Origin of the sequence: Streptomyces alfalfae, from assembly GCF_004127445.1 — a bacterium.
In the GTDB taxonomy this organism is placed as follows: domain Bacteria; phylum Actinomycetota; class Actinomycetes; order Streptomycetales; family Streptomycetaceae; genus Streptomyces; species Streptomyces alfalfae.
In genome coordinates this window covers 791,205-804,568 of record NZ_QEXM01000043.1, presented here as the reverse complement: position 1 = coordinate 804,568, position 13,364 = coordinate 791,205, and the positions used below count along the sequence as shown (strand labels likewise).

The 13,364-nt window shown below is 73.8% G+C and carries 9 protein-coding genes; 5 read left to right on the top strand and 4 right to left on the bottom strand.

The features are described from left to right. Positions 1-164: 164 nt before the first annotated feature. On the top strand, positions 165-2,330 hold the full coding sequence (gene cyc2, locus DCW30_RS26605; protein WP_076683988.1) for a germacradienol/geosmin synthase Cyc2: 2,166 nt from the start codon (positions 165-167) through the stop codon (positions 2,328-2,330). Here the strand turns inward: cyc2 and DCW30_RS26600 are convergent. Further along, a complete protein-coding gene (locus tag DCW30_RS26600; protein ID WP_373569005.1) occupies positions 2,314-3,066 on the bottom strand; it encodes a CTP synthase C-terminal region-related (seleno)protein in 753 nt (250 codons plus the stop codon). The genes cyc2 and DCW30_RS26600 overlap by 17 nt on opposite strands. A gap of 95 nt (positions 3,067-3,161) precedes the next feature. Here DCW30_RS26600 and DCW30_RS26595 point away from each other — a divergent pair, with 95 nt between their 5' ends. The 3 genes from DCW30_RS26595 (at position 3,162) to DCW30_RS26585 (ending at position 6,216) form a co-directional block, all read left to right on the top strand. Then, complete coding sequence (locus DCW30_RS26595; protein WP_076683986.1) at positions 3,162-4,031, top strand: LysR family transcriptional regulator; 870 nt, start codon at positions 3,162-3,164, stop codon at positions 4,029-4,031. A gap of 736 nt (positions 4,032-4,767) precedes the next feature. Beyond that, positions 4,768-5,010 (top strand): S1C family serine protease, encoded by a 243-nt coding sequence (locus DCW30_RS37650; RefSeq protein WP_076683985.1) that lies wholly within the window; start codon positions 4,768-4,770, stop codon positions 5,008-5,010. A gap of 129 nt (positions 5,011-5,139) precedes the next feature. Then, positions 5,140-6,216: an aminopeptidase P family protein gene (locus DCW30_RS26585; RefSeq protein ID WP_076688768.1), complete on the top strand. Its 1,077-nt coding sequence runs from the start codon at positions 5,140-5,142 to the stop codon at positions 6,214-6,216. A 15-nt stretch (positions 6,217-6,231) separates the two neighbouring features. Here the strand turns inward: DCW30_RS26585 and treZ are convergent, their stop codons facing one another. After that, on the bottom strand, positions 6,232-7,977 hold the full coding sequence (gene treZ / locus DCW30_RS26580) for a malto-oligosyltrehalose trehalohydrolase (RefSeq protein WP_076683984.1): 1,746 nt from the start codon (positions 7,975-7,977) through the stop codon (positions 6,232-6,234). Between the two features lie 141 nt (positions 7,978-8,118). Between treZ and DCW30_RS26575 the strand changes: the two genes are divergently transcribed. Further along, positions 8,119-8,670: a DUF1707 and FHA domain-containing protein gene (locus DCW30_RS26575; RefSeq protein WP_076683983.1), complete on the top strand. Its 552-nt coding sequence runs from the start codon at positions 8,119-8,121 to the stop codon at positions 8,668-8,670. Positions 8,671-8,685: 15 nt separating this feature from the next. Here DCW30_RS26575 and treY read toward each other — a convergent pair whose 3' ends face one another. Together treY and glgX are read right to left on the bottom strand one after the other, a co-directional pair. Further along, complete coding sequence (gene treY / locus DCW30_RS26570; protein ID WP_076683982.1) at positions 8,686-11,127, bottom strand: malto-oligosyltrehalose synthase; 2,442 nt, start codon at positions 11,125-11,127, stop codon at positions 8,686-8,688. A 105-nt stretch (positions 11,128-11,232) separates the two neighbouring features. Continuing rightward, positions 11,233-13,341 carry a glycogen debranching protein GlgX gene (gene glgX, locus DCW30_RS26565; RefSeq protein ID WP_062775466.1) on the bottom strand — a complete coding sequence of 703 codons (2,109 nt, stop codon included), beginning with the start codon at positions 13,339-13,341 and terminating at the stop codon, positions 11,233-11,235. Positions 13,342-13,364 lie beyond the last annotated feature (23 nt).

The window sequence follows — 13,364 nt, the reverse complement described above, 5'->3', positions numbered from 1 at the left end:
GGGGGGAAACCGGTGATTCACTGGGGGACCGACGCCTCGGCCAGGCGCATCCGGGCCGCCGCGCCTGCTCCCCGTGCGCCCTCGACGCGCCCCCGGTTCACGCGATGGTGCGATGATCCGCGGGCGTGCGGATGGCGCCGGAGGGCCCCGGGTAGGGCCGGGCCATGACGCAACCGTTCGAACTGCCGAGCTTCTACATGCCATACCGGGCGCGGCTCAACCCCCACCTGGAGGAGGCGCGCGCGCACTCCACGCGGTGGGCGCGCGACATGGGCATGCTGGAGGGCTCCGGCGTCTGGGAGCAGAGCGACCTCGACGCGCACGACTACGGCCTGTTGTGCGCGTACACCCACCCCGACTGCGACGGCCCCGCACTGTCCCTGATCACCGACTGGTACGTGTGGGTCTTCTTCTTCGACGACCACTTCCTCGACATGTACAAGCGCAGCCAGGACCGCGCGGCGGGCAAGGCCCACCTGGACCGCCTGCCCCTCTTCATGCCGATGGACCTCACGGCCCCCTTACCCGAGCCGCGGAACCCCGTGGAGGCGGGCCTCGCCGACCTGTGGGCCCGCACGGTGCCGGCGATGTCCGCCGACTGGCGCCGCCGCTTCGCCGAGTCCACCGGGCACCTGCTCGACGAGTCCCTGTGGGAGCTGTCGAACATCAACGAGGGCCGGGTCGCCAACCCCGTCGAGTACATCGAGATGCGCCGCAAGGTGGGCGGCGCCCCCTGGTCGGCGGGGCTCGTGGAGTACGCGACCGCGGAGGTCCCCGCGGCCGTGGCGGGGACCAGGCCGCTGCGGGTCCTCATGGAGACGTTCGCCGACGCCGTCCATCTGCGCAACGACCTCTTCTCCTACCAGCGCGAGGTCCAGGACGAGGGCGAACTCAGCAACGGCGTGCTCGTCCTGGAGACCTTCTTCGGCTGCACGACGCAGGAGGCCGCCGACACGGTCAACGACATCCTCACCTCGCGCATGCACCAGTTCGAGCACACCGCCGTCACCGAAGTGCCCGCCCTGGCCCTGGACAAGGGCCTCACGCCGGCCGAGACCGCCGCCGTGGCCGCGTACACGCGAGGGCTCCAGGACTGGCAGACCGGTGGCCACGACTGGCACCTGCGCTCCAGCCGGTACATGAACGAGGGCGCACTCGGCACGTCGCCGCCGGCCGGGCCCACCGGCCTCGGCGCCTCCGCCGCCGACATCGGCGCGCTGCTCGCCTCCACGGGGGCGGAAAGGGTCCGCGCCTTCACACACGTGCCGTTCCAGAAGGTGGGGCCCTCGCTGCTCCCCGACTTCCGGATGCCGTTCCCGCTGCGCCTCAACTCCCACCTGGACGCCGCCCGGCGGCACGTCACCACCTGGTCGCACGCCATGGGCATCCTCGCGGAGGGCGTCTGGGACGAGGACAAGCTCGACGCCTACGACCTCCCGCTGTGCGCGGCGGGCATCGACCCGGACGGCACGCCCGAAGCCCTCGACCTCGGCTCGCAGTGGCTCGCCTGGGGCACCTACGGCGACGACTACTACCCCCTCGTCTTCGGGCACCGCCGCGACTTCGCCGCCGCGAGGACCTGCACCGAACGCCTGGCCGGATGCATGCCGATCGGGGACGAGGCCGTCACCGTCCCCGTGAACGGCATGGAGCGCGGCCTCACCGACCTGTGGCGGCGCACCACGCGGAACATGACCGCGCGGCAGCGCGAGACCGTCAAGGACACCGTCGTCGTCATGACGGAGAGCTGGCTGTGGGAGCTGGCCAACCAGCTGCAGAACCGTATCCCTGACCCCGTCGACTACCTGGAGATGCGCCGCGCCACCTTCGGCTCCCAGCTCACCATGAGCCTGTGCCGCATGGGCCACGGCCCCGCGGTGCCGCCCCGGGTCTACCGCAGCGGCCCCGTCAAGTCCCTGGAGAACGCCGCCATGGACTACGCGATGCTCCTGAACGACGTGTTCTCGTACCAGAAGGAGATCGAGTACGAGGGCGAGATCCACAACGGCATCCTGGTCGTGCAGAACTTCTTCGGCTGCGACTACCCGACCGCGCTCGGCGTCGTGCACGATCTGATGACCCAGCGCATGCGGCAGTTCCAGCACGTCGCCGAGCACGAGTTCCCCGTCCTGTACGAGGACTTCGCCCTCTCCGCCGAGGCACGCGCCACCATGGACGGCTACGTGCAGGAGCTGCGGAACTGGCTCTCCGGCATCCTCAACTGGCACCGCGGCTGCCGGCGGTACGGCGCCGAGGACCTCGCCCGGCGGGCCCACGGCTTCGTGCCCGACCTGGCGCCGAGGGCCCCCGCGCTCAGCGGGCCGCGCTGAGCGCCGGCTCCCCGGCCGCCACGCGCGCGTGGTCGACGGCGGCTCGCGCCAGCGCCCGCACGACGGGGTGCGGACGCGAGCCGTCACCGGCCAGCTCGGGCTGGAAGAGCGTGGCCAGGAAGAAGGGGTGGCCCGGCAGTTCGGCGATCCGCGCCTGACCCGACCCGTCCGCTCCGGTGAAGCGCAGGCCGTGCGCGCGCAGGGTGTCCAGATGGGCGCCGGGCCCGTAAGAACAGTGGTAGCGCTCGACCGAGGAGGACGCCCCGATGACGGACTCGGCGAGCGAACCCGGCGTGAGCGTCACCGTCCCCTCGTGGCCGACCAGGGAGCAGGCGAGCGGCGCGATGAGCAGGTCGGCGGCGTCCGGGTCGTTCTCGGCGTGCGCGACATCGGTGAGTCCGCAGACGTCGCGCGCGAACTCCAGCAGCGTGTGCTGGAACCCGCCGCAGGTCCCGAGGAACGGCACGCCGTCCTCGCGGGCCGTGCGGATGGCGGCCAGCGCGCCCGCCTCGCTGCGGTAGGGGCTGCCGGGCAGCACCCACACCGCGTCGAAGCCCCGTACGGCGCCGGGCTCCTTTGCGTCCTCGGTCCCGATCCAGTACGCGTCGAGGAACAGGCCCTCGCGGGTGGCGAGCGCGTCCAGCAGGAGCGGTACGCGGGTGTGGGACGTGACGTCGGGGGAGCGGTCGCCCACGAGGGCGACACGGGCGGGCGCGGTGCGGGGAGCCGTGGTCATGTCGCTCATCCTCGGTCCGGCCCGCCTTTCACGTCCAACGATGAACCGTGCACCACCCATCAGCGTTGCTGATGCCGTGCGCGATGCTTGCGCCCATGGACCCGCATCTGCTGCGCACCTACGTGACGGTGGCCCGCCTCGCCTCCTTCTCCGAGGCCGCCCGAGAACTCGGCTACACCCAGTCCGCCGTCTCCCAGCACATCGCCGCCCTGGAGCAGGACCTCAAAACCGCCCTGCTCACCCGCCGCCCCGTGGCGCCGACCGCCGCGGGAGCCCGGCTCCTGGAACACGCGAGGCCCCTCCTGCTGCGGCTTGAGGCGGCGCGCGCCGAGGTCGTCCGCATCGCCGCCACCCCCGCCCAGGGCCTGACCCTCGCCGTCACCGCGACCGCGCTCGACCGCCGCACGGCCGGGGCACTGCCCCACGCGGGCGTCACCCTGACCGTGCTGCCCCGCGACGAGGTCCCCGCGGCCGTCGCGAGCGGCGCCGCCGACCTCGGCCTGGTCGACGGCCTCGCCGCGCCCAGCGACCCGCTGAACCTCCCCGACGTCGCGCCGCTCACCGCGCGCGGCGTCGCCGAGGAACCCGTGGCCGTCCTGCTCCCCGAGGGCCACCCCCTCGCGAGCCGCGACGGCCTGCGCCTCGGTGACCTCGTCGACGCCCGCTGGCTCGACGCGCCGGGCGCCGCCCTGCCCCTCGACCGGCTCCGCACCGCCAACGGCTCGGCGGGCTTTCGGCCCACCCTGCGCTATGACGGCGCCGACCTGCGCACCCTCGCCACCCTGGCCGCCGCGGGCCACGGCCTGGCCCTGCTGCCGCTCTCGGCCGCCCGCGCGGCGGCGGGCACGGTCGCCGTGCCCCTGACGGCGCCCCGCGTCGTCCACCGCACGGAGTTGCTGCACGCGGGGGCCCTGCGCGGGGCGGCGGCCGAGCTCGCCGCACGCCTGGACGTCACCCGTTCGTGAGGCGTCACCGCGGGGGCGCGCAGGGTAGGGCTGTGGCCGGAGGCGAGCCATGGAGCACAGCGCGTTGAGGCCGAAGCCGATGCCGGGACAGGAACCTTCCGGCGCGGGCTCGGGTATGGGTACGAGCACGGGTACCGGCAGCGGTACCCGTTTCGGCACTGGAACGGGTACCGGCACGGGTACGAGTACGGGTGCCGGTACCAGTGCCGGCACCCGTACGGCCACAGGCACGCCCGCCCCCCGGAGCCGTGACGCCGCCCTCGGGTGGCGTCGTCGCAGGCGCTCCGTGACCGTGCTCTGCGGTCTGGCCGTCGCCGTCCTGCTGGTGCTCTGCGGGGTCGGCATCGGAGCCGTCGGCGCCACGGTCATCGGGCTCGGCGGGCCGGGGGAGACATGGGGGGCACTGGCCTCCGGCGGCGTCGGGAAGACCGCGGGGGAGAAGGCGGAGCCCACGGGAGCCGGGGCCGCGGGGTCCGAGGCCATGAGCGACGCGGCTCCGGCCGCCGCCCGGAAGCCGAAGACGCCGCGTGCCTCGCAGCCCCCGCGGCCCCCTCGTGCCGGACAGGCTCGGACGACACCGCGAGCTCCCCAGAGTCCCAGAGCCCCTCGAACCGCTCAGAACGCCCAGGAGTCGAAGAACCCCGAGGCTCCCCAAGCCTCCGGAATCCCACGGACCCCTCAAGCCCGGTCAGCCCCCTCACTCCCCGCCCGCACCGCCACCCTCGGCGTCGAAGTCGTGGACGCGCCCCGCGGCCCCGGCGCCCTCGTCGTCGGCGTCCACGTGCCGGGGCCCGGCCACAGCGCGGGCCTCGTACGCGGGGACACCCTGCTCGCCCTCGGCGGGTCCCGCATCGGCTCCGCGGCCGGTCTGGCCGCGAGGGTCGCCGCCCTGCGGCCGGGCGAGCCGGTGACCCTGACGGTCCGCCACGCCACGGGGGAGCGGCAGATCCTGCTGGTCAGGCCGGGCGTCGTCACCTGACAGACGCCCCTGGGGGGAAACCGGCTCGCGGGCGCGGGCGACCGCGGGCAGGATGCCGACGTGGACACCGACAAGCACCTCACGGACGGCGCCCCCGAGCCCTTCACCGCCGACGACTACCGGGCCCGCATGGAGCGCGCCGCCGCCGAGGCCGCCGACGCCGGCCTCGCGGGTCTCCTCGTCGCCCCGGGGCCCGACCTCGACTGGCTCACCGGCTACCGGCCGACGGCCGCCACCGAGCGCCTGACCCTCCTCGTCCTCGCCGCGGGGCAGGACCCCGTCCTCGTCGTACCGGCCCTTGAGGCCCCGGACGCCGCACGGGCCGTGGGCGCGCCCGCGCTGACGCTGCGGGACTGGACCGACGGCAAGGACCCGTACGCCGTCACCGCGCCGCTCCTCGACGTGGCGGGCCGCTTCGGGGTGAGCGACAACGCCTGGGCCATGCATCTGCTCGGCTTCCAGAAGGCGCTGCCCGGCACCTCGTACGTGTCCCTCACCGAGGCGCTGCCGATGCTCCGCGCGGTCAAGGACGACGCCGAGCTGCGCCGCCTCGCGGCGGCGGGCGCGGCGGCCGACGCGGCGTACGAGGAGATCGTGAAGGTTCCCTTCGCGGGCCGCAGGGAGACCGATGTGGCCGCCGATCTGGCGGAGCTGCTGCGGCGGTTCGGGCACTCGCGGGTCGACTTCACCGTCGTGGGGTCGGGGCCCAACGGCGCCAACCCGCACCACGAGGCGGGCGAGCGCGTCATCGAGGACGGCGACATGGTCGTCCTCGACTTCGGCGGTCTCCTGCACGGCTACGGCTCGGACACCTCCCGCACGGTCCACGTGGGTGAGCCGACCGAGGAGGAGCGCCGCGTCCACGACATCGTGCGCGAGGCGCAGGCCGCCGGGTGCGCGGCGGTGCGGCCGGGCGCGGCGTGCCAGGACGTGGACCGCGCGGCACGCGCCGTGATCGACGACGCGGGCTACGGGGCGTACTTCATCCACCGCACGGGCCACGGCATCGGCGTCACGACCCATGAGCCGCCCTACATGATCGAGGGCGAGCAGCGGCCGCTCGTCCCCGGCATGTGCTTCTCCGTGGAGCCCGGCGTCTATCTGCCGGGCCGCTTCGGCGTGCGCATCGAGGACATCGTGACCGTCACGGCCGACGGCGGGCGGCGCCTGAACACCACCGCCCGCGAGATGGCGATCGTCGGCTGACCCCGCGGACCCCGGTCAGACGGCCGCGAGGACCGCGCACGATTCCCCGGGCAGCCGGAGCACGCCGTCCGCGCCCGGGGCCTCGACCGGCTCCCAGGCGGCCAGCACGCGCGCGTGGTGGCCGCCCAGCGGGACCGCGACGGCCTCCTTGCCGAGGTTCACGGCGATCCGCAGATCCCCGCGCCGACACGCGAACCAGCGGGCCTCCTCGTCGTACGCGACGCGCACCGACGCCAGGTCGGGGTCGGTGAGGTCGCCGCGGGCGGCCCGCAGGGTGATCAGCTTCCTGTGCCAGGCCAGCAGGCGCGCGTGGTGGCCGCCCTCCGGTTCCGACCAGTCGAGGCAGGACCGGTCGCGCGTCGCCGGGTCCTGCGGGTCGGGGATGTCCTCCATGGCCCAGCCGTGCGCCGCGAACTCCCTGCGCCTGCCCTGCCGCACGGCCTCGGCGAGGTCGGGGTCGGTGTGGTCCGTGAAGAACTGCCACGGCGTCGACGCGCCCCACTCCTCGCCCATGAACAGCATGGGCGTGAAGGGGCTCGTGAGCGTGAGCGCCGCCGCGCAGGCGAGCAGCCCGGGGGAGAGGGAGGCCGAGAGCCTGTCGCCCTGCGCCCGGTTGCCGATCTGATCGTGCGTCTGCGCGTACCCGAGCAGGCGGTAGGCGGGTGTCCGGGCCCGGTCCACGGGGCGGCCGTGCGCGCGCCCGCGGAACGACGAGTACGTCCCGTCGTGGAAGAAGCCGTGCGTCAGCGTCTTGCCGAGCGCCGCGAGGGGGGCCCGCGCGAAGTCCGCGTAGTACCCCTGCGCCTCGCCGGTCAGCGCGGTGTGCAGCGCGTGGTGGAAGTCGTCGTTCCACTGCGCGTGCAGGCCGAGGCCGCCGCTCGCGCGCGGGGTGATGAGCCGGGGGTCGCCGAGGTCGGACTCGGCGATCAGGGACAGCGGCCTGCCCAGCTCGTCGGCCAACGCGTCGACCGCCGTGGACAGTTCCTCCAGGAAGTGGCACGCGCGCGTGTCCGCGAGCGCGTGCACCGCGTCGAGCCGCAGCCCGTCGAGCCGGTAGTCGCGCAGCCAGGCGAGCGCGCTGCCGACGAGATACGCCCGCACCTCGTCGGAGCCGGGCGCGTCCAGGTTGACCGCCGCGCCCCACGGCGTCTGATGGGTCTGCGTGAAGTACGGGCCGAAGGCGGGCAGATGGTTGCCCGAGGGGCCGAGGTGGTTGTGGACGACGTCCAGGATCACGCCGAGCCCGTGCGCGTGCGCCGCGTCGACGAAGCGCTTCAGCGCCTCGGGGCCGCCGTACGGCTCGTGCACCGCCCAGAGCGACACCCCGTCGTAGCCCCAGCCGTGGCGTCCGGGGAAGGGGCAGAGCGGCATCAGCTCCACATGCGTGACGCCGAGCCCCGCGAGGTGCCCGAGGCGGTTCGCCGCCGCGTCGAGCGTCCCCTCGCGCGTGAACGTGCCCACATGCAGCTCGTACAGGACCGCGGCCCGCACCCCGCGCCCCGGCCACGGCGTCCGCCACGCGTACCGGTCGTGGTCGACCACCGCGCTCAGGCCGTCGGGCCCGTCGGGCTGCCGCCGTGACCGCGGGTCCGGCAGCGTCGGACCGCCGTCCAGCGAGAAACCGTACCGCGTCCCGTCGGTCGCCTCCGCCTCGGCCGACCACCAGCCCGCGCGTCCGCTCACGCGCTCCATCGCTCGCGTGGCGCCCGCGCACTCCAGGACGGCCCGTCCGGCCTCCGGCGCCCACACCTCGAACCTCACGACGTTCCCCCTCGTCCGCTGTCCGGCACACCTGGGTCCCATGGTGCGCCAGAAGCCGCTGCTCCGTGGGCCGAAGTGATCGATCGGCCGCCGCCCGGCCCATTCTGGACACCCGGGGCGGCGTTGCCCGACAATCGGCGGGTGACATCCTCTTTCGAGTTCTCCACGTACCCCGCGCGGGTGACGGACGTCGAGCGCGACCGGGCGCTGGACGCACTCAAGGAGGGCGCGGCCACCGGCCGACTCTCGCACGACACCTTCGTGCGGCGCATGGAGCTGGTGCTCGCCGCCCGCAGGCCCGACGAACTGGCCGCTCTCACCGCCGACCTGCGGACCGAGAAGCCCTGGGCGCGCAGGGTCCTCGGCGGCGTCGAGGCCGTCTCCGGGTTCACGATGAAGCTGCGCAGGGCCTGGCAGGCCGAGCGCCTGCCCAAGCTGCTGCTGCCCGGCGCCGAGACGCCGCGCCCCCTGCTCATAGGGCGGGAGCCGACCAACGGCCTGCGGCTCAGCCACGACACGGTCTCCCGGTTCCACGCCGAGCTGCGCCGGCAGGGCGGCATGTGGGTGCTGCGCGACCTCGGCTCGACCAACGGCACCTCCGTCAACGGCCGCCGGGTGATCGGCGCCGCCGTCGTGCGGGACGGCGACCAGGTCAGCTTCGGCCAGATGAGCTTCCGGCTCGCCGCCGGCTGAGCCGGACTAGCCGGACTAGCCGGACTGGTCGGTCTCCGCCCGTTCGAGCAGCGCCACCGGCGAATCCGCGAACAGCTCCGCCACGCGCGCGTGGCCCTCGAAAACGCGCTCGGGGGCGAGCAGATCGGTCCACCGCCCGGCCGGCAGCGGCAGCTCCGTCTCCCGCCAGCCGCCCGCCTCCGCCAGCCGCAGGGACAGCCGCGTCGCCGCCGCCACGACCTGCCCGGAGCGCGCGAACGCCACGCAGTGCGCGGCGCCGGGGCCCTGCGCGCTCAGCGGCTCGTACGTCGCGGCCCCGCCGAAGAGCTCGGGGCGCCGCCTGCGCAGCCGCAGGACGGCCGCCGTCAGCGCCGTCTTCTCCTCGGAGAGGTCGCAGCGCTCCCGGTCCGCGTCGAGCCGCTCCAGGACGTGCGGCTGGAAGCGCGCGGGACTCCGGTTGTCGGGGTCGACGAGGGCGCGGTACTCGCCCTCCGTCCCCTGGTACACGTCCGGCACCCCCGGAGCGGCCAGGTGCAGCAGGGCCGCGCCCAGGACGTTGGCCCGCACGTGCGCGTCCAGTTCGCGCGCGAAGGCGGCGACCGCGTACAGCGGCGGTCCGCAGGGGCCCGCCGCCACGAACGCCTCCACCGCCTTCTCGTACGCCTCGTCGGGCTCGGTCCAGCTCGTGTGCAGACCCGCCTCGCGCACGTGCTTGAGGAGCGCGTTCTGCAGGCGCGCGTCGTCAGGGAAGCCGAACCCCACCGACGTCTGCCAGGCCGCCCAGGCGAGCTGCGGGTCCGGCGCGCTCGTCCCGCCCGCCCGCGCCGTCTGCTCGGTCAGCGAGGCCAGCAGGTCCGCCCAGCGGTCGGGGCACTGCGTGAGGACCGAGATGCCCGCCCGCACGTCCGCGCTCCGCTTGGTGTCGTGCGTGGACAGGACCGTGCCCGAGTAGGGCCAGTCGCGCTGCACGCGCGCGAAGTACGCGTGGAACTCCTCCACGGAGACCGCGGGCCGCTCCGGCGCCCCGCCCACCTCCGCCGCCGAGAGCAGCGGCGCGTGCCGGTAGAACGCGGTGTCCTCCAGGGCCTTCGCCCGCAGCGCCGAGGCGACCTGCGCGAACCGCGCGCGGAACCCCGCCACCGCCTCCCGCGCACGGCCGTCCGCCCCGCCGGCACGGCCGAGCGCCAGGTCCCGTACGACCGTGACCGTCTCCGCCTCCTGCGGCACGGTGAAGGCCGCCCGCGCCTCGTCGGCGGCCCGCTCGGTGAGCACCGTCTCCGGGGCGGCGCCTCCGGAGACGTAGGGCCGGTAGACCGGAAGGCGGACGAGCAGTTCCCTCAGCGCCGTCCGGATCGCCCAGGGCGCGTGGTCCCGCAGCGCCGGGTCGGCCGCACAGATCGCCGCGGCCTCGCGCGTGAGGCGGTCCACCTCGGCGGCCAGTTCCCGCGTGACGACCTTGTACGCGGCGCGCCGCGCCGTCGCCTCCCACTCGCCGCCCCGGTCGGCGGGCGGCGCGGCGAAGCGCCGGTACTGGCCGAGCAGCTCGCCCGCGCCCGCCGGATCGGTGAGGACGCCGTCCAGATGGCGCAACGCGTCGTACCCCGTGGTGCCCGCGACGGGCCACGCGGCGGGCAGGTGCTCCCCGTCGGCGAGGATCTTCTCGACGACGGTCCAGCGCCCGCCGGTCGCCTCGTGCAGCCGCTGAAGATACGTTCCCGGATCGGCGAGGCCGTCCGGGTGGTCGATCCGCAGGCCCTCGACGACGCCGTCGTGGAGCAGCTCAAGGATCTTCGCGTGCGTCGCCTCGAAGACGTCGGGGTGTTCGACGCGTACGCCGATGAGGTCGGAGATGGTGAAGAAGCGCCGGTAGTTGATCTCCGTACGGGCGAGGCGCCACCAGGCCAGGCGGTACCACTGGGCGTCGAGCAGCTCCGGCAGCGGGAGGCCCGCGGTGCCCTCCCGGATGGGGAACGCGTGTTCGTGGTAGCGCAGGACGTCGCCGTCGACCCGCAGCACCCCCAGCTCGTCCCCGAGCCTGCCCCCGAGCACCGGCAGCAGGACGCGCCCGCCCCCGGCCTCCCAGTCGATGTCGAACCAGTGCGCGTACGCCGATCCGGGACCCTCGCGCAGCACCTCCCAGAGGGCGTGGTTGTGCCGCGGCGAGGCCGTCATGTGGTTCGGCACGATGTCCACCACCAGGCCGAGGCCGGCCTCCCGGGCCGTGCGCGCCAGGGCCCGCAGCCCCTCCTCGCCGCCCAGCTCCTCCCGCACGCGCGCGTGGTCCACGACGTCATAGCCGTGCGTCGAACCGGGCGCCGCCTCAAGGACCGGGGACAGGTGCAGGTGCGAGACGCCGAGGGCGGCGAGGTGGGGGACGGCCGCCTCCGCGGCGGCGAACGGGAAGTCCGGCTGGAGCTGGAGCCGGTACGTCGCGGTCGGCGGGGGCGGCGCCGCGGGGCCGGGGGGCACAGGGGTCATGCGAAGGTACGTACCCGCCCGGACGGCTTTCGTGTCATCCGCTCCCGCCGGTCACCCGCTTCGGCGCGCCCCGCTCCCGGGCCCCGCCCCCGCGCCCCGCCGCCCTCACGCCGGCCGCCGGAGCACCGTGAGGCTCCGGTCCGTCAGCGTCAGGCGGTCCCCGGCCCGCACCTTGGGGCCCGCGTCCGGCTCGACCCCCTCTTCGAGCGCCGTGTCCACCACGACCTGCCACAGCCGCCCGTGGTTGACGGGAACGACGAAACCCAGGGGCTCCGGCGAGGCGTTGAACATCAGCAGGAACGAGTCGTCGGTGATCCGCTCACCGCGCGGCCCCGGCTCCGAGATGGCGTTGCCGTTCATGAACACACTCAGCGCACGCGTGTGCGAGGCGTTCCAGTCGCTCTCCTCCATCTCCTCGCCCTCCGGGGTGAACCAGGCGATGTCGGACAGCTCGTCCCGCGTGCCCTGGACGGGGCGGCCGTGGAAGAACCGGCGCCTGCGGAAGACCGGATGGTCGCGCCGGAGCATCGCCATCGCGCGCGTGAAGGCGAGCAGCGGGCTCTCCCCGTCCGGCCAGCGCACCCACGCCACTTCGTTGTCCTGGCAGTAGGCGTTGTTGTTGCCGCCCTGGGTGCGGGCGAACTCATCCCCGTGGCTGAGCATCGGCACGCCCTGGGAGAGCATCAGCGTGGCGATGAAGTTGCGCTTCTGCCGCTCGCGCAGGGCGAGCACGCCCGGGTCGTCGGTCTCGCCCTCGGCGCCGCAGTTCCAGGAGCGGTTGTGGCTCTCGCCGTCCTGGTTGTCCTCGCCGTTGGCCTCGTTGTGCTTGTCGTTGTACGAGACGAGGTCGTGCAGGGTGAACCCGTCGTGGCAGGTGGTGAAGTTGATGGACGCCAGGGGCCGCCGCCCGTCGTCCTGGTAGAGGTCGGAGGAGCCGGTGAGCCGGGAGGCGAACTCCGCGAGGGTGCGCGGCTCTCCCCGCCACAGGTCGCGCACGGTGTCGCGGTACATGCCGTTCCACTCGGTCCACAGCGGCGGGAAGTTGCCCACCTGGTAGCCGCCCTCGCCGACGTCCCAGGGCTCGGCGATCAGCTTCACCTGGCTGACGACGGGGTCCTGCTGCACGAGGTCGAAGAACGACGAGAGCCGGTCCACCTCGTGGAACTGCCGGGCGAGCGTCGCCGCGAGGTCGAACCGGAAGCCGTCCACGTGCATGTCCGTGACCCAGTGCCGCAGCGAGTCCATGATCATCTGGAGTACGTGCGGCGACCGCATGAGCAGCGAGTTGCCCGTCCCCGTGGTGTCCATGTAGTAGCGGGGGTCGTCGGTCAGGCGGTAGTACGAGGCGTTGTCCAGGCCCTTGTAGGAGAGCGTGGGGCCCAGGTGGTTGCCCTCGGCGGTGTGGTTGTAGACGACGTCGAGGATCACCTCGATGCCCGCCTCGTGCAGCGCCTTCACGGCCTGCTTGAACTCCAAAACCTGCTCGCCCCGGTCGCCCCAGGAGGCGTACGCGTTGTGCGGGGCGAAGAAGCCGATGGTGTTGTAGCCCCAGTAGTTGTTCAGGCCCATGTCGACCAGGCGGTGGTCGTTCACGAACTGGTGGACCGGCATCAGTTCGAGGGCGGTCACGCCGAGGCCGGTGAGGTGCTCGATGATCGCCGGGTGACCGAGTGCCGCGTACGAGCCGCGCAGGTCGTCGGGGAGGTCGGGGTGCAGCATCGTGAGGCCCTTGACATGGGCCTCGTAGATCACGGTCTGGTGGTAGGGGGTGCGGGGCGGCCGGTCGTCGCCCCAGTCGAAGTACGGGTTGACCACCACCGACGTCATCATGTGCGGCGCCGAGTCCAGGTCGTTGCGCCTGTCGGGGTCGTCGAAGTGGTAGCCGTACACCTCCTCGCCCCAGTCGACCTGCCCGCTCACCGCGCGCGCGTAGGGGTCGAGGAGCAGCTTCGCGGAGTTGCAGCGGTGTCCCTGTCCGGGATCGTAGGGACCGTGTGCGCGGAAGCCGTACCGCTGCCCCGGCATGACGCCGGGGAGGTAGGCATGCCGTACGAACGCGTCGGACTCGCGCAGCTCGATGGCTGTCTCCGAGCCGTCGTCGTGCAGCAGACACAGCTCCACGCGCTCAGCGGCCTCGGAGAAGACCGCGAAGTTCGTGCCGGCTCCGTCGTACGCTGCGCCTAACGGGTACGCCTGTCCAGGCCAGACCTGCATGCAGAGTCTCTTTCACTCACGCC